The sequence below is a fragment of the Nocardia australiensis genome (assembly GCF_020733705.1).
Classification (GTDB): domain Bacteria; phylum Actinomycetota; class Actinomycetes; order Mycobacteriales; family Mycobacteriaceae; genus Nocardia; species Nocardia australiensis.
Genome location: NZ_JAJFZM010000001.1, coordinates 2,883,025 through 2,898,708 on the forward strand (window position 1 = coordinate 2,883,025; position 15,684 = coordinate 2,898,708).

At 64.8% G+C, this 15,684-nt stretch carries 15 protein-coding genes; 11 read left to right on the top strand and 4 right to left on the bottom strand.

All coding sequences use genetic code 11. The annotated features are described in order from the left end of the window. Nucleotides 1-367: 367 nt before the first annotated feature. Both LKE06_RS13070 and LKE06_RS13075 read left to right on the top strand, forming a co-directional pair. A complete protein-coding gene (locus LKE06_RS13070) occupies nucleotides 368-1,708 on the top strand; it encodes an MFS transporter (protein WP_227998896.1) in 1,341 nt (446 codons plus the stop codon). Nucleotides 1,709-1,787: 79 nt separating this feature from the next. After that, nucleotides 1,788-2,228, top strand: a complete 441-nt coding sequence (locus tag LKE06_RS13075; protein WP_227998897.1) for a carboxymuconolactone decarboxylase family protein — start codon at nucleotides 1,788-1,790, stop codon at nucleotides 2,226-2,228. A gap of 48 nt (nucleotides 2,229-2,276) precedes the next feature. On the opposite strand, the gene LKE06_RS13080 is transcribed toward LKE06_RS13075, so the two are convergent. Beyond that, the gene (locus LKE06_RS13080) at nucleotides 2,277-3,233 is read right to left on the bottom strand and encodes a cation diffusion facilitator family transporter (protein ID WP_308188369.1); all 957 of its coding nucleotides are present in this window, start codon (nucleotides 3,231-3,233) and stop codon (nucleotides 2,277-2,279) included. 279 nt (nucleotides 3,234-3,512) lie between these two features. On the opposite strand from LKE06_RS13080, the gene LKE06_RS13085 reads away from it, so the two are divergent. The 3 genes from LKE06_RS13085 to LKE06_RS13095 all read left to right on the top strand — a co-directional run bounded on the left by LKE06_RS13085 (nucleotide 3,513) and on the right by LKE06_RS13095 (nucleotide 6,397). Beyond that, nucleotides 3,513-4,322: an SAM-dependent methyltransferase gene (locus LKE06_RS13085; RefSeq protein WP_227998899.1), complete on the top strand. Its 810-nt coding sequence runs from the start codon at nucleotides 3,513-3,515 to the stop codon at nucleotides 4,320-4,322. A gap of 33 nt (nucleotides 4,323-4,355) precedes the next feature. Next, entirely contained in the window at nucleotides 4,356-5,660 is a 1,305-nt protein-coding gene (locus LKE06_RS13090; protein ID WP_227998900.1) for a sensor domain-containing diguanylate cyclase, read from the top strand. Nucleotides 5,661-5,896: 236 nt separating this feature from the next. After that, nucleotides 5,897-6,397 (top strand): CGNR zinc finger domain-containing protein, encoded by a 501-nt coding sequence (locus tag LKE06_RS13095; RefSeq protein WP_227998901.1) that lies wholly within the window; start codon nucleotides 5,897-5,899, stop codon nucleotides 6,395-6,397. A gap of 80 nt (nucleotides 6,398-6,477) precedes the next feature. Here LKE06_RS13095 and LKE06_RS13100 read toward each other — a convergent pair whose 3' ends face one another. Beyond that, a complete protein-coding gene (locus LKE06_RS13100; protein WP_227998902.1) occupies nucleotides 6,478-6,933 on the bottom strand; it encodes a hypothetical protein in 456 nt (151 codons plus the stop codon). A gap of 350 nt (nucleotides 6,934-7,283) precedes the next feature. Here LKE06_RS13100 and LKE06_RS13105 point away from each other — a divergent pair, with 350 nt between their 5' ends. From LKE06_RS13105 to LKE06_RS13125, 5 genes are all read left to right on the top strand, one after another. Further along, nucleotides 7,284-8,453 carry a sugar ABC transporter substrate-binding protein gene (locus LKE06_RS13105; protein WP_227998903.1) on the top strand — a complete coding sequence of 390 codons (1,170 nt, stop codon included), beginning with the start codon at nucleotides 7,284-7,286 and terminating at the stop codon, nucleotides 8,451-8,453. A gap of 13 nt (nucleotides 8,454-8,466) precedes the next feature. Further along, the gene (locus LKE06_RS13110) at nucleotides 8,467-9,240 is read left to right on the top strand and encodes an ATP-binding cassette domain-containing protein (protein ID WP_227998904.1); all 774 of its coding nucleotides are present in this window, start codon (nucleotides 8,467-8,469) and stop codon (nucleotides 9,238-9,240) included. An 11-nt stretch (nucleotides 9,241-9,251) separates the two neighbouring features. After that, nucleotides 9,252-10,691, top strand: a complete 1,440-nt coding sequence (locus LKE06_RS13115) for a sugar ABC transporter permease (protein ID WP_227998905.1) — start codon at nucleotides 9,252-9,254, stop codon at nucleotides 10,689-10,691. A 26-nt stretch (nucleotides 10,692-10,717) separates the two neighbouring features. Next, the gene (locus LKE06_RS13120; RefSeq protein WP_227998906.1) at nucleotides 10,718-11,884 is read left to right on the top strand and encodes an ROK family protein; all 1,167 of its coding nucleotides are present in this window, start codon (nucleotides 10,718-10,720) and stop codon (nucleotides 11,882-11,884) included. Between the two features lie 121 nt (nucleotides 11,885-12,005). After that, on the top strand, nucleotides 12,006-12,503 hold the full coding sequence (locus LKE06_RS13125; protein ID WP_227998907.1) for an Rv3235 family protein: 498 nt from the start codon (nucleotides 12,006-12,008) through the stop codon (nucleotides 12,501-12,503). A gap of 58 nt (nucleotides 12,504-12,561) precedes the next feature. Here the strand turns inward: LKE06_RS13125 and LKE06_RS13130 are convergent, their stop codons facing one another. Then, entirely contained in the window at nucleotides 12,562-13,566 is a 1,005-nt protein-coding gene (locus LKE06_RS13130; protein ID WP_372477330.1) for a L,D-transpeptidase, read from the bottom strand. On the opposite strand from LKE06_RS13130, the gene LKE06_RS33140 reads away from it, so the two are divergent. Further along, a complete protein-coding gene (locus LKE06_RS33140; protein WP_372477331.1) occupies nucleotides 13,559-13,828 on the top strand; it encodes a hypothetical protein in 270 nt (89 codons plus the stop codon). The two genes, LKE06_RS13130 and LKE06_RS33140, sit on opposite strands and share 8 nt — an antisense overlap. 70 nt (nucleotides 13,829-13,898) lie before the next feature. Here LKE06_RS33140 and LKE06_RS13135 read toward each other — a convergent pair whose 3' ends face one another. Continuing rightward, nucleotides 13,899-15,569, bottom strand: a complete 1,671-nt coding sequence (locus LKE06_RS13135) for an LCP family protein (RefSeq protein WP_227998909.1) — start codon at nucleotides 15,567-15,569, stop codon at nucleotides 13,899-13,901. Between the last annotated feature and the right edge of the window lie 115 nt (nucleotides 15,570-15,684).

Here is a 15,684-nt window from a genome sequence, read left to right on the forward strand (position 1 = left end):
CTTCTACGTCCCAAATTGTGCATTATTATGTCCCGTCAAGTAAAGCATGGGACATTGTTCAGCCCTACTGTTGTCTCCATCACATCGACCTCATCGGAAGGAGCGTCGTAACCGGTGAAACCACCCGGCCGAGTTGCCTTCCGAATACTTTGTTCCCGGTAGGCGGGTACGCGCTCCAGAGCCGGTGACCCCCGGTCTCGGGCGAACACGGTCGATGGGCCGCATCCCGGAAGTTCCGAGTAGCTATTCGGGCCGGGCGCGCCGTTACGAAATGCCGGCCGGTTTCGAGCTTGGCAGAAAGGAAGAAAGAACTTATCATCGCTCCGGCTCGCGGTTTCACCCGTCGGCCGGGTTCGTAGGAGCGCCAATGCAATTGAATACAACCGTCGGCAGCGTAGCGGCGGATAGCTCGACAGGCAGGCCGGAAGGAAAGAACGGACGTTCGCGGAATTATCCCTGGCTGGTCTTTGCCCTCGCCTTCGGGCTGTTGCTTGCCGACTACATGTCTCGTCAGGTGCTCAGTGCGATATTCCCTTTTCTGAAGACCGAATGGGGTCTGTCGGATTCAAAACTCGGCTCACTCAATAGTGTGGTGGCGCTGATGGTGGGCCTGCTGACGTTGCCGCTGTCACTGTTGGCGGATCGGTGGGGGCGCGTTAAAAGCCTGGTTCTGATGGCCACGCTCTGGAGTATCGCGACGTTGTTGTGTGCGATCGCATCCAATTACCAGGAGATGCTTGCTGCCCGCTTTCTCGTCGGCGTTGGAGAGGCCGCCTACGGCAGTGTCGGAATCGCGGTGGTGCTGGGCGTATTCGCGCCCCGGGTCCACGCGGCACTGAGCGGTGCGTTCATGGCAGGTGGCTCCTTCGGCTCGGTACTCGGTGTCGCTGCAGGCGGTGCGATCGCCGTTCACCTCGGCTGGCGTTGGTCGTTCGTGGCCATGGCGGTGGCCGGCCTGCTGCTGGCTGCGCTGTTCCGGGTTCTGGTCACCGAGGCAAAGCTTGCCCGGCACGCCGACGCGCCACCGCCGCAACAGCGGCTGTCTCCCACCTTTCGCGCACCGGTGTCGACCTTGTTCACCAACCCGGCCGTACTGTGCGCGTACGTAGGTGGCGGAGTGCAGTTGTTCGCTGCCGCAGTACTGCTGGCGTGGACGCCGAGTTTCTTCAATCGCGAATACGGTCTGGCTCCGGACAAAGCCGCGGTTGCCGCATCGGGCATCGTGCTACTGGTCGGTACCGGAATGGTGTGCTGCGGCATCATCACCGACCGGATCGGGCGCCGTGATCTGTCCCGCAAGTGGCTGACCGCAATGGTCTACTGTGCGATCTCGCTGGTATTTCTCACTCTCGGATTCAGCATCGAACATGGTGCGGCGCAGCTGATCCTGATCGGTATCGGCGCGTTCTTCTCCGGCGGGGCGTCGGGCCCGACTGCCGCGATGGTCGCAAATCTCACCCACCCTTCGGTGCGTGCCTCGGCTATGGGCACGCTCACGCTGGCCAACAGCCTGCTCGGTATGGCGCTGGGTCCGTTCCTTGTCGGTTTGCTCGCCGATCACTACGGTCTGACGACGGCACTACGTTTGGCGCCGCTGGCCTACCTCGTGGCGATCACCGCGCTGGGGTTGGGTATGCGCCTGTATCCGGCTGGACTGCGCAAGCTTGCCACGGTCGGTCCCGCATCGACCCAATCCGATCCGCTCTGAAAGCAGTCGCTGCCCGCATCAGGGCAGTCAAAGCTTCCGGCGCCAACGGGGCGCCGGATTCGGGATTGTAGGAGTTTCCATGTTCAGCTCACCAGAGTCTTTGTCTACACCGACCGTCGATCACATGCGTGCCAGCGGAAGCTGGAATCCGTTGTGGGATCAGCTCTGCGAATGGGATCCGGAATGGACAGAGCGGTTCATGGCGATGAACGCCACCCCGATCAGAAGGGAAATATTTCCACCGCAGTTTGTCGAGCTACTGAGCATCGCCATCGATGCCGCGTGTACCCATATGTATTCCCCAGGGGTTCGACGGCACATTCGGGCCGCACTCGAGCTGGGAGTTACGCCGAAAGAAATTGTTACTGTCCTGGAAATGGTCAGTGTTCTCGGAATACATGCCTGCAATATGGGCATTCCCGTTCTTGCGGAGGAACTCGAGGAGTTCACACGGAGGTCGCAGAATCGGTCGGGCGGTATGACGGAGAGTGGGTCGGGGGATGCGACAGCGGGCGCCTGACGGTCGTTTGGGCTTCGCAATGTCATAGGGGCTTCTGCGGAATTCTGTTCAGGGGCGATGGACCGGCCCGTGGGAATCGGCGCAATGCAGGTCCGCGGACGCTGGATCCGCGTCTGAGCTGTGGTCGACCTGCAGGGTGGTGTGTGCCAGTCCGAATTCGTCGTGCAAGCTCGACTCGATGGTCGAACGGAGTGCGTGGCAGTCGGCCGAGTCGGCGACGAGGATGTGCGCCGACAGTGAGGGTTGACCCGAGGTGATCTGCCAGACATGCAGGTCGTGCACCTCGTTGACCTGGGGGATGGCGACGATTCGGGCGCCGATGGCGTCGGGGTTCAGGTGTGCGGGCGCGGCCTCGAGGAAAATCCGTCCGGACTCGCGGACCAGTGACCAGCCTGCCTTGGCCATCAGGACGGCCACGAGCAGGGCGGCGATCGCGTCTGCGCGGGCAAACCCGGTCAGCCACACCACCGCACCCGCGACGGCGGTGCCGATGAACGCGTAGAGGTCATTGAGGATGTGCTGGAAGGCGCCTTCGATATTGAGGCTGGTGCGGTTGGCGCGACTGATGCTCCAGGCGGCGACGATATTGACCGCGATACCGACCAGTGCGGTGATCAGCACCAGCGGGCCGGAGACATCCGGCGGTTCGATCAAACGGCGGATGCCCTCGTACACGAACCACACGGCGAGTAGCAGCAGGGTGATGCCGTTGGCCTGGGCCGAGAGGATCTCGACGCGCTTGAACCCGTAGGTGAACCGTCCCTGCGCGGGGCGGCGGGCCAGTCGGATCGCGATCATGGCCAGCACGATCGAGGCGGCGTCGGTGAGCATGTGCCCGGCATCGGTGATCAGGGCCAGCGAATGCGCCAGCACGCCGACGATCACCTCGACAGCCATGAAGGTGAGGATCAAACCGAGCGCGATGGACAGCCAACGCGGGTCCGAATTCGCCGAAACGCCATGGTCGTGGCCGTGTGAATCGTCATGGGAACGGCCGTGCTCGATTGCCGTGCCATGGTCGTGGTCGGTATGGACGACCGCCGCGACCGACCTGTCCGGTGACACGCACTGTTCTCCCACAGTCCAACGCCCCTTCCGTTTGGTATGTCTTCCGCAGCACAGCGTAGCCTACTTTGCATACATGCGCATGTATGAATGCATAGAACTCGACGTCCCGGCTACTATGCGGGCAGCACCGTTCGGGTGATCACCACAACAGCACCCGGATGGGGCGGGCCGGCGCGGAGTCGGGCGGGTCCGACAGTGAGCACAGAGGGGTATTCGATGGAGAGGCCGTCATGGGCGCCCGAGGGCGTGGATATGCGACAAGTGAGCCCGGCGCGAATGTATGACGCCCTGCTCGGTGGTTCGCACAACTTCGAGATCGACCGCGAGGCCGCCGAGATGGGTAAGCGATTGGTGCCGGATCTGCCCCGGCTCGCGCTGAGCAACCGCGCCTTCCTGCGGCGGGCCGTGCGATTCCTGGCCGACTCGGGCATCAGGCAGTTCCTCGATATCGGTTCGGGAATTCCGACCGCGGGCAACGTGCACGAGGCCGCGCAGGCTATCGACCCGGCGTGTCGAGTGCTTTACGCGGACATCGATCCGGTCGCCGTCGAGCACGCGCGGGTCATCCTGCATGGGAATGACAACGCCGCCGCCATCGAGGCGGACCTGCGTAAACCGGATGAACTGCTGGCCAGGGTCCGCGATACCGGCATGATCGACTTCGACCAGCCGGTCGGCCTGTTACTGGTCGCGGTGCTGCATCTGCTCTCCGACGACGACCGGCCCGCCGAGATGGTCGCCGCCATGCGTGCGGCCGTTCCTATCGGCAGTTATGTCGCAATCTCGCACCTCACCTCCGCGCTGCGCCCCGAGGACGCAGGCAAGCTGGGCACGAACGCCGCCGACGTGTCGCGAGTGGGTATCCAATTCCGCTCCCGGGAGGGCATCAGGACTATGTTCGACGGATGGGAGCTGGTCGAACCGGGCGTGGTCGAGTTGCCAGCGTGGCGGCCGGAGTCCGAACGCGACTTGCACGAGGCGCCGGGCCGATCGCTCGGTCTGGCCGGCGTTGGTCTGAAAGTCTGACAGGGCGAACAAAACCGGCAGGGGGTTAGCGGCGTGGGGTTGCGTGAGCTGGCGGTGCGATGGGCCGATGCGCTCGACGGCGTCGTGGCGCCCACGCTCACGCGAGGTGAGATCGAGGATATGCTCAGCGGCCTCACCGCGACCATGGTCGCGGCGGTTCAAGGGACGCTCGATGTCGCTGTCGCTTACGATGCCGCCGCAGCGCTGGTCGCCGCCAATTACCGAGGCGCGGCGGCCGTCAGCCGCTCGATCCGATGGATCTGCTATGACCTGGCCGACGAACTCGGCCCCGTTGGTGCGCCGGAGCACGAGCAGGTGCGCGATCGCACCGTCGCTATCGCCGCCGAGTTCGCCGCGGGCTTCACCGCGGCCTTGCGCAACGCCGCGCTCGGTGAACACGAAACCACGCTGGCCGCCGCGCTGGCCGCGGCGCACGATGCCGAGATACGCAGGCAGTTGTCGGAGGCGAGGTTCGAGGCGGTCTTCGCGGGCGCTTCGGTTGGTATCGGAACCGTTGATACCACGGGCAAGGTGCTCGACGTGAATGCCGCGATGGCCGACATGCTCGGCCTCGACGCCGACACCATGGTCGGTCGGTCGGTCGCCGAGTTGCTCGGTCCGGCGAATACTGGTGCCGCGTACACCGAGCTACAGCGACTGATCAGCGGCGATTCCGACCGATTCCGGATCGAGACCGACAACGTGCGCGGAGACGGCACGGTCACCAATATCGATCTGTCGATGTCGGCGGTGCGCGACAGCGACGGGCGGGTCCAGTTCCTGATCGGCGTCGCGGTCGATGTGACCGAACGAAAGAAGCTCGCCGATCGGCTGTGGTACGACGCGAACCACGACAGCCTCACCGGGTTACCGAACCGGGTGCTGTTCTTCGACAAACTCGCCAATGCCGTTCCGCCCGTGGGTGTTTGCTATCTGGACCTGGACGGATTCAAGGAGGTCAACGATGTCTGGGGGCACACCGTCGGCGACCGGGTGCTGCGCGATGTGGCCCAGCGTCTGGAGTCTTCGGTGGCGGCGGTCGGCGGACTTGTCGCGCGTATCGGTGGCGACGAATTCATCGTCCTCGTCGAGAAGTGTTCAGGTACAGAGAAATTGGTGACGATCACCGATCTCTTGCTGCAGGCGCTGGACGCGCCGATCGAGGTTGCCGGACAGCCGGTCGTGGTCGGCGCGAGCATCGGCACCGTCCTGGTCGAGGACCGGCCGACCGAGGTGGACGAGCTGATGCAGGCTGTGGACACCGCGATGTACCGGAACAAGGCGGCCGGGGGAGCCCGGTCGTCGCGAGAGCATCCGATACCGCCCGACCGGGAGTGAGCGTGTTGCGTCAGTGCTTCGGAAGTGCGACCGGCACACCGTGTTCCAGTTCAATCGATTCGGTCAGCGTGCTCGATCCGGCGGTAGCGATCACGGATCCGAGCTCGCTGACCAACCATTGACCGCACACGCAGCGCAGGTAGTGAACGGAGCCGTGCGACGACACGAGAGTGGGCGAGGGCCAGGAGCAGGACGGGCAGGTGGCGATCATGTCTCCAGCCTGATGTAATGGGTTAGTGCATTTCAACCCTTACGGAGGCGCGGCCGCCGAACTCGCGGCCAGACTGGTGAACGCGGGCCCCGATCAGGATCTGCTCGCATTGCTCGACGCGTCCGGCTACCAGCCGCTCAACAGCCCCGATGCCGAGCAAACGGCCGAATTGCGGCGCTGGATCATCCGGCTCGGCCAAGTCTTCACCGCCCCCAGTGTGGAACTGCTCAACGACCTACTGGCCGCGACAACGAGCCAGCCCTACATCTCCACCCACGACGGCAGGCAGCCGCACCTACACTACGCACGGGAGACCGCCCCGCTCGATGAACGAGTCAAGGCATACACCGCGGCGGGCCTGGCACAACTGTTCTGTGAGGACCCGAATCGAATCGGCCGCTGCGCCCGGGATGGCTGCGGCCTCGTCTTCGTGGATACCTCCCGCAATGGCAGGCGCCGCTTCTGCTCGACGCGCTGCTCGAATCGCGTGCACGTCGCCGAACACCGAACTCGACGCTGCGCCTGAGGACCCGGCCCGGCAATGACAGCTGCCCCGGTCGCGGTAGTGCGACCGGGGCGGCTGCGGGTTCGGCTGCTCGGTTCGGATCAGGTGGCGGAGATGATTCCGCTGTAGACCGAGAAGCTGTGGCCCTTGGACTCACAGGTGAAGCTGCCGTGGAAGCCGGATTCGCACTTGGCTCCGGCGTGCTCGAGGATCGATCCCCACGTCCCCGTGCCGGTCTTGACGTCGGACAAAGCGGGGTTTCCGCCCGGCAGCATGTGTGGCATGCCCGAGGAGAAAGTGGGGTGCGCGGGCAGCCACTGCTGGTCGATCGCGATATCGCGCACCGGGAAGAGGAACGGCATGAATGTGTAGCTGATCTTCATCGAATCGGTCAGATCACAGCCGATATTGCCGCCGCCGTCGATCGAGCACTGCATGAGGCCGTTGCTGAAATGCACGGTGTCGCCGTCGTCGGCGTGTGCGGTACCGGCCATTAGAACCGGCACCACGCCCACTGCTGCCAACACGCCGGCGAACTTCTTGATGATCTTGTTCATGCACGCTCCTCGATGTTTCGACATTGGGGACCAACGAACCCTCGCCGGCTTGTCGGTCCGACCGAGGTATCCGTTTCAACCGATCGCCGCACATTAGCGCTACCCAAGAGTTGCGCCCGCTGCCGGGGCTGGGTCGGGAGCCATAGTGCGGGCTGGGTTTCCGCCCGGGGGCGCGCATGTCGGCGCAATCGGCTCGACGGCCGCGGTCGGATCGATGTTGTCGAATTGTGACGTCTACTCCGCCCCTGGTGTCGCGCATCGGCATATGTTGTTGCCCACAACATATTAGCGCGACGCGGTGCCGGAGTCTTCCGACAAGGTCGTCGGTTGTTCCAGGAAGGTTCCTCCAGATGTGGACGAAAAGCCAGCACTCGCCGGGAAATATCGGGCACGGACGGGTGCGGATCGGGATCCGTCACGCAGGAATGGCAGTCGGTTTGGTGGGGGTGCTCGCGCTGAGCGCGTGTGGGGCGAACTCCTCGCGTGACGACGGCGGGAGTGCGGGCAGCGGCGGCGGTGGGAAGAACGGGACAATCGGGGTGATCCTGCCGGAGACCGCAACCTCGGCGCGGTGGGAGGGCTTCGACAAGCCGATGCTCGAAAAGGCATTGGGAGCAGCTGGTTTCGATGCCGACGTGCAGAATGCGCAGGGCGAGGTGCAGAAGTTCACGACCTTGGCGGACGGGATGATCGCCAAGAACGTGAAGGTGCTGATCATCGCGGCCATCAACAGCGAGGTCGGCGGGGCGGTGGCGGCCAAGGCGAAGAAGGCGGGCATTCCGACCATCGACTACGACCGGCTCAACCTCGGTGGGTCCTCCGACTACTACGTCTCGTTCGACAACGTTCGGGTCGGCCAGTTGCAGGGCCAAGGGGTCGCGGACGCGCTGAAGGACAAGCAGGGCGGGCAGGTGGTCGAGATCGAGGGAGCGCCGACCGATAACAACGCCACGCTATTCCACGACGGACAGCGCAAAGTGCTACAGCCCCTGTATGACTCGGGCGCGCTGAAGTTGGTGCAGAGCCAGCCGATCGAGGGGTGGAACAACCAGAAGGGCGGCACCACCTTCGAGCAGATCCTCACCACGAACGCGGGCAAGGTCGATGGCGTGGTCGCCGCGAATGACGGACTCGCGGGCGCGGTGATCACCGTGCTGAAGAAGAACGGGCTCAACGGCAAGGTTCCGGTCACCGGTCAGGACGCGACCGCAGAGGGATTGAAGGCGATTCTGCGTGGCGATCAGTACATGACGGTATTCAAGCCGATTCAGCAGGAAGCCGAAGCGGTGACCAAACTCGCTGTGGCGCTGGCCAATGGCGACAAGGCGGCGGCGGACGCGCTCGCTACCGGTACGAGTCAGGACTCGAAGGGCAATCGCGAGGTCAAATCCGTTCTGCTGGAGCCGTATTCGGTGACCAGGTTCGACGTCAAGCGGGTCGTCGCCGAGGGGTACGTGCCCGCGCGCGAGATCTGTGGCGGCGACCTGGCCGCGGCCTGCACCGAACTCGGCATCTCCTGAAGGCGCGCCGAATATGAGTGAGCCGCTACTTCAGATCACCGGTCTCAATAAGAGTTTCGGGCCGGTGCATGTCCTGCACGATGTGAACTTCACCGCGCCTGCCGGGGAGGTCACCGCACTCGTCGGTGACAACGGCGCCGGAAAGTCCACGCTGGTGAAATGCATTGCGGGCATTCATGGTTTCGATTCCGGGACGGTGAATTACCGGGGTGCGCCGGTGCATATTCGTGGTCCGAAGGACGCGGCCGAGCTCGGTATCGAGGTGGTGTATCAGGATCTCGCGCTGGCCGACAATCTCGACATCGTGCAGAACATGTTCCTCGGCCGGGAACGTGGACGCCCGTGGCTGCTCGATGAGGCAAGCATGGAGGAGGCGGCGCGGCAAACCCTGGCCTCGCTGTCGGTGCGCACCGTGAAGTCGGTGCGCACCCCGGTTTCGGCTTTGTCGGGCGGGCAACGGCAGACGGTGGCCATCGCGAAATCCGTGCTGTGGAACAGCAATCTGGTGCTGCTCGACGAGCCGACCGCCGCGTTGGGCGTCGCGCAGACCAGGCAGGTGCTCGATCTGGTCCGGCGCCTGGCCGAGCAGGGCCTCGGCGTGGTGCTGATCAGCCACAATATGGCCGACGTCTTCGAGGTCGCCGACCGGATTTCGGTGTTGTATCTCGGGCGGATGGCGGCTGAGGTGCACACCAAGGACGTCACCCACAGTCAGGTCGTCGAGCTGATCACCGCGGGCCGCAGCGGCGATCTCGGGCTGGCGCGACCGGAATCGGCCGTGCTGTGAGTAATAAGGCCGTGAACGAGAAAGACGTTGCGATGACCAATATTTCGGCCGCCCCGGTGCCGACGGCGGTCGCCGATTTCGGGATCGACACCACAACCCAATCCACCGCGGATGCGGCACGCGAGTATCTCGCTCGGCTGCGAGGGGGCGATATCGGCTCGCTACCAGCGCTGTTGGGTCTGGTGGCGCTGGTCGTCATGTTCTCGTCGCTGTCGGATGTGTTCTTCTCGCTCAACAACATCGCGAATCTGCTGGCGCAGGGGGCCGGGCAGACAATCATCGCGATCGGCATCGTTTTCGTGCTGCTGATCGGGGAGATCGACCTGTCGGCGGGCACGGCGTCCGGCGTCGCGGGCGCGGTGCTGGCCCTACACTACGTCGAGAACGGAAACCTCCTCGCGGGCATGGGTTCCACGGTGTTCATCGTCTTCGTCGCGATGCTGGTATTGGCCGCTGTGCTCGCCGGATTACTGCGGATCTGGCCCGGTGTCGCGATGTCGCTGCTCGGGCTGGCGCTGACAGTGTCTGGGCTGGAGGCGAATCCGTGGATCGAGATGCTGCTCGCGGTGTGTGTCGGCACCGCGATCGGCTGCATCACCGGGTTCCTCATCGCCAAAATCGGCATGCCGTCGTTCGTGGTGACGCTGGCCCTGTTCCTGGCTTGGCAGGGCGTCATTCTGCAGCTCATCGGTGAGGGCGGAGTGCTCGGGATCAGTTCCTCGAGGGTGCTCGACCGAGTGGCCAACGGGAATCTGTCGACGGTGGGCAGCTGGGTGCTTTTCGTCGTCGGGGCCGGGGGATACGCGGCGCTCACGATCGGAAGGCACGTGCTGCGACTGCGGCGAGGTCTGGTCGCGCAGCCGACACCGCTTGTGGTGGTGAAGGTTTCGGTGCTCATGGTGCTGGCCGCCGTCGCGACCGCGTTGCTCACCGTGAACAGGTCGCGCAATGACGCGATCGAAATACGCGGCGTCCCTTATGTTGTGCCTATCGTGCTGGTGCTGCTCGTCTTCGGAACCTACGTGCTCAATCGCACCAGCTACGGCAGACACATCTACGCGGTCGGCGGTAATCGCGAGGCCGCCCGGCGCGCCGGCATCAACGTCACCCGGATTCGGGCGAGCGTTTTCGTGGTGTGCTCCTCGTGTGCCGCCGTCGGCGCTATCGTCTACTCCTCGAAGGTCGGCTCCGTCGATCCACAGGCGGGTGGGCTCAATACGCTGCTGTTCGCCGTCGGTGCGGCGGTAATCGGTGGCACCTCGCTGTTCGGCGGTAAGGGCCGGGTCGCGGACGCGGTCATCGGCGGCACCGTGCTTGCCGTCGTCGCCAACGGACTCGGATTGCTCGAACAACCCGCCGCGGTCGTCGCCATAGTCACCGGTTTGGTGCTGTTGCTGGCGGCCACGGTGGATGCGCTGACCCGCCGTCGAGCGGCCGCGGCGGCGGGCTGAGCGCGGGTGATGGTATCCCTGAGGGCATGACCAGCCCAGCAGTCGCCCGCCCGGACGAATTGCGTCGATTCAACCGGGCGAGCCTGCTGCGCCGATTGCACGCGGGTGGTCCGGCGACCAGAGCCACATTGGCGACCGAGCTCGGCCTCAACCGCTCCACCATAAAAATGTTGGTGGACGGGCTGGCCGCGACCGGGGTGGTCGAGGAGCGGGTGCCGCGCCTCGCGCGCGGTGCGGGCAGGCCGTCGCTGCTGGTGCTGCCGCAGGCGCAGGCGGTGGTGGTGCTGGCGGTGGACGTGCAGGTCGAGCATGTCGGGATCGCGTTGACCGGACTCGGCGGACAGATCCTCGGACGTGACAGCTGGAATCTACGCGGTAGGCAGCGCCACGCCGACGAGGTCCTCACCCACGTCGCGGAATCCGCGGCACTACTCGCCGGAGACCTCGGATTGCGACCGGCCGCCGCCGGAGTCTCGGTGCCGGGGGTGGTCCGACGATCCGACGGACATGTGCACGACGCCACCAATCTCGGGTGGCGCGACGTCGCACTCGGCGAGCGGATGCGCACGCTACTGGGGATTCCCGTGGTCGTCGGCAACGACGCGGAGTTCGGTGCGTTGGCCGAACATCTGCGCGGCGTCGGCCGGGGAGTATCGGACGCGGTGTTCGTTTCCGCGGATATCGGAGTCGGCGGGGGACTGATCGCCCAGGGCGCGCTGCTGCGTGGCGCGGCGGGATATCTCGGCGAGATCGGGCACATGACCATCCGGCCGGGCGGGCGAAAATGCCACTGCGGTAACGAGGGTTGTTGGGAGACCGAGATCGGCGAGGCGGCACTGACTCGCGCACTCGGCCTCGCCGCCGACAGCCCGCGCGGTGCGATCGTCGCGGAATTGCGGGAGCTGGAAAGAAATTCGAATGCGATCGATCGGCTCGGCGAGTATATCGATTGGCTCGCAGTCGGTTTGGTGAATGTGGTCAATATTCTCGGGCCCGAGCTCGTCGTGCTCGGTGACCTGCTGACCGCCCTTCCCGATGCCGTGGTCGTACGGGCCGCGGATGAGGTGCGCCGACGGAGCATGGTAAGTCGGGCATTCGGCGGGGTCCGGGTCGAAAAGTCCTCGCTCGGTGCCGATTTGAAACTGCTAGGCGCCGCCGAAGCGGCATTCGAGGGTGTACTCGAGACGGTGTGAGCCCATCGGCCAGAGCGGACGCTTGGGTTGGTTGACCTGCGTCTTTACTGGAGCCGAGATTCGTGTCATGCTTGCGCGATTCGATCGCGGGGGTCGCGGTCAGGGGTGAGGGGGTTGGTTGATGGACAGACATCGCGTTGGTTTGTCGCGGGCGCCGAGGACTGAGCCGCCATTGCGGCCCTGTCACCCGACACGGCACCGGGGACAACCCGAATCCGAGCCGCCCGCGTCACGGATCTGCCGCACCGGTCGGACCGGCACGACAAGGCCGCCGGCCGATCGGCACACCGCAGCGGATTCGGCCGCACAGCAATTCGCCGAACGGGCGCTGCGACTGGCACTCGAGATATTCGACCATCGTCGTCCGGTCACCCATCTCGCCGCTCTCGCCGAGCCCACGGTGGTTTCTCGGGTCCGCACGCTCGTCCGAGCCGATCTTGCGCCGGGACGCAAAATAGGCGCGGCAACGCTGGCGCGCGTCCACGTGGTCGCGACCGACGCGTCGAACGCCGAGGTATGCGCCTCGTATGTCCGTGCCGACCGGCATTTCGCCGTGGCCGCCCACATCGTTCACACTCGGGTGAAGGGATGGCGGTTGAGCGCATTGCGACTGTTCTGAAGGTAACCACGCGGGCGCATGTCGCTTACTGGAACCTCTGGGGCAGGTCGCCGACAGCTCAGCTCAGCGCGCTGCCCTCGAGCCACTGATCCCACGGCAGACCCCAGTCACCGTTCTGCCAGACATCGAGCGGGGCGCCGCCGGTATTGCGGACCTCGACCACATCGCCTGGGACGGCGAAGTTGAAGAACCACTGGGCATTCGCCGGGCTGAGGTTGAGACAGCCGTGTGAGGTGTTCGTATTGCCCTGGGCCCACACACTCGAGGCCAGTTCGTGCAGGTAGATGCCGTCGGTGCTGATCTTGGTCGCCCAGTTGATGGTTTCCTTGTAGCCCAGGCGAGAGTTGACCGGCAGGCCGAAGGTCGAGGAGTCCATGATCACCGGGTTGGCCTTGTCCATGACCGTGTAGATGCCGGGCTGGGTCCAGAAGGAAATGGTCTTACCCGCGACGGACTCGCTGCCTCCCATGCCCATCGAGGTCGGCATGGTGCGGATCAGGTTGCCGTTCTCGAAGACCTGCACCTGCTTGGTGTTGTCATCGGCTATCGACACGTGCGAGGGGCCGATGGTGAAGGAAGTCTTGCTGTCCTCCTGACCGAACAGGCCCTCGCCCAGCTCGGCGCCGAAGATATTGGCCGCGACGCTCACCTTGGTGCCCGGCGCGAAGTATTGCTGCGGACGCCAATGCGCATTGCGGTCGTCGAGCCAGTACCACGAGCCCTCGACGGGCGGGTTGGTCGTTACGACCAGCCGCTTCTCGGCGGCGGCCTGATCGGGAATGTCCTCATCGAAGTGGGCGACGATGACAGTGCCGACGCCGAAGGTGCCGCCGTCGGTCAGCGAGTTGCCCGCGGTGGTCGTGAAATATGCCTTCGTCTGGTTGGGCGGGGTCAACGTGGAGAAGGTCGCGGTCGTCGGGCCGGTGCGGCCGGTGACGGTGAGGCCATCGGCGGACACCGTGTAGGTGTGCCCGTATCCGAGCGATTCGGCCGGTTTCCATGCCGTCTTATCCGGGGTCAGGATGCCCTCGACCGACTTGCCCTGCTCGTTGGTCATGCTCACCGAGGTCAGGATCCCGTCGTTCGCGGTCACGTTCACCGGACCGAGCGGATCGACATTGTTCCCCGCTCCGGGGCTGATGGAAATCGCGGGCGTCGCCGGTCCGGCGGACCCGGCCGCCGGTTTCGGCGTCGACGAAGAGCAGGCTGCGACGACCAAAACCGTCACAAGCGCACAACCCGCGGCAATGCTCGACCGGAAGCGGCGACTCGACATGGATCTCCTATGTTTCGCCGTGCGTTCCCAGCGGCGCGCAAACTCGTGATGTCCCGTCGGATAGTTTACCGGCCGTATGGCACTGCCTTAACCGTCAACGCCTGACCCGCGTAAATGATCTAGTTCACACAGGGCACGGTGCTGCCGATGGTGGTGGCGACCGGTTTGCCCGAGTCGGGGACCGGCATATCCGGTGCGGTTGTCGGCGATGTCGATGTCGAGGTGGGGGACAGTTCGGTGGGCATGGTGAAGTCGCCGCCGATCACGACAGTGATGTGCCCCGGCTGGGTCGCGCTCGACGCGGTAGCGGTGAGCCCGAGCGCCTCGGCCAGTTGGGCGGCGTCGGCGTCGGCACCCGGCCCGTAACTGACGGTGGACGCGGAGCCATCGGCGTAGGTGCCGTTGCCGACCGCGCCGGGACGGTAACCGCGGGTGGCGAGCGCGGCGGAGAGCTTGGCGGCCTGACCCGTCTGACCGCCCGCATTGTGGACGTCGACCGTGCTGGTCGGGATGTGGACCGAGGCGGGCTGGGATGCCTCGAAGCCGAAGGCCGCCCGGACCTCCTTCTTGATGGCCGCCGGATCGACGATATTGACGTCCTGTCCGTCGACATTGTCGTAGCGCAGCACCGGCAGGGTCCGGAACTCCACCGACATCGCGCCCGCCGAACCGAGGTTGCGGGCGAAGTCGAGCAGGTTCCAGTTATCCGACAGCACCACGTCGCGGTGTGCCACATCCATCAACTGCGAGAGCTTGCCGATGTTGGTCAGCGTGCCGGTGTCCTTGAGTGATTTGGCGACCGAGGTAAGAAATGCCTGCTGCCGATGGGTGCGATCGAGGTCGCCGTTCTCCAGGCCGTGTCGTTGCCGTACGAAGGCCAACGCGTCGGAGCCGTCGAGGTGTTGCGGTCCGGCCGGGAAGGACGCGCCTGAGTAGTAGCTGTCGTCGACCGCGTGATTGAGACAGACATCGACACCGCCGAGCGCGGTCGCGAGGTCGTAGAAACCGGCGAGCGAGATTTCGGCGAAGCGGTCGATCGGCACACCCACCAGATTGCGGACGGTCTGCACGATCGAGGCTCGGCCGGCTTCGCGGCCCTGATGTTCGAGTGTGACCTGGTCTGTTTCCCCGTTGCTTATCAGCTTGGCTTGTGTGGCGGCCTTCTTCAGCCCGTAGGACTCCTTGATCTTGGCGTGGTCGTAGCCGGGTATGCCGGATACCGCGACATAGTCGTCGCGCGGAACGGAGAACGCGACGATCTTCTGCATATCCGCCGGAATATGCAGCAGGATCAGCGAATTCGCGTTGTACCCGCCCTCTTCGCCGTCACCCGCGTGCAATTGGTCGAGGATTGCCTTCGGCAGGTCGTTGCCGTCCTGATCTTTGCGGCTGTCCAGGCCGATCAGCAGGATATTCATATCGCCGCCGAGCGAGTGTGGCGCGTCGGCACCGATCGCGTCGGTGCGGGTGAAGCCATGATCGAAGTCGCTCTTGGCCGACCAGGCGAAGCCGGTTCCGGTCAGCACGGCGATCGCGGTCGTGGCGACCACCAGCCGGGTTGCCAGCCGCGCGGCACGACGTTTCGGTGACGGGTCGGTGCGGCGCCGAGTGGTGGTCGGCTCGCGCCATTGTTTCGGCGAGGGAGCCGCCGCCCGTCGGTGCCGAGCTCGCGGCGCACTGTCGGAGTCACGCGGTGCACGATCGGCATCATGTGGTGAACGATCGGACCTGCGTCGGCGCTCGGGATGACGGCCGTCGATTCGCCGCAGCGGAGTGGTGTCGTCGTCCATTATCTGTTGTCAATCATCGTCTGTTGTCAATCATCGAGGCAGCCTTCAGCCCGCATCATTCCTTGCCGCCTCATTCTCTCGACTCGAGTCGTCGTCGACACTGCCCACCAGCGGT

What these genes read in the sequence shown, in the direction of transcription:
- LKE06_RS13135 (WP_227998909.1), bottom strand. Translation starts at nt 15,569, where the DNA reads ATGGACGACGACACCACTCCGCTGCGGCGAATCGACGGCCGTCATCCC.
- LKE06_RS13105 (WP_227998903.1), top strand. Translation starts at nt 7,284, where the DNA reads ATGTGGACGAAAAGCCAGCACTCGCCGGGAAATATCGGGCACGGACGG.
- LKE06_RS13070 (WP_227998896.1), top strand. Translation starts at nt 368, where the DNA reads ATGCAATTGAATACAACCGTCGGCAGCGTAGCGGCGGATAGCTCGACA.
- LKE06_RS33140 (WP_372477331.1), top strand. Translation starts at nt 13,559, where the DNA reads ATGCTCACCGAGGTCAGGATCCCGTCGTTCGCGGTCACGTTCACCGGA.
- LKE06_RS13100 (WP_227998902.1), bottom strand. Translation starts at nt 6,933, where the DNA reads ATGAACAAGATCATCAAGAAGTTCGCCGGCGTGTTGGCAGCAGTGGGC.
- LKE06_RS13075 (WP_227998897.1), top strand. Translation starts at nt 1,788, where the DNA reads ATGTTCAGCTCACCAGAGTCTTTGTCTACACCGACCGTCGATCACATG.
- LKE06_RS13085 (WP_227998899.1), top strand. Translation starts at nt 3,513, where the DNA reads ATGGAGAGGCCGTCATGGGCGCCCGAGGGCGTGGATATGCGACAAGTG.
- LKE06_RS13120 (WP_227998906.1), top strand. Translation starts at nt 10,718, where the DNA reads ATGACCAGCCCAGCAGTCGCCCGCCCGGACGAATTGCGTCGATTCAAC.
- LKE06_RS13125 (WP_227998907.1), top strand. Translation starts at nt 12,006, where the DNA reads ATGGACAGACATCGCGTTGGTTTGTCGCGGGCGCCGAGGACTGAGCCG.
- LKE06_RS13110 (WP_227998904.1), top strand. Translation starts at nt 8,467, where the DNA reads ATGAGTGAGCCGCTACTTCAGATCACCGGTCTCAATAAGAGTTTCGGG.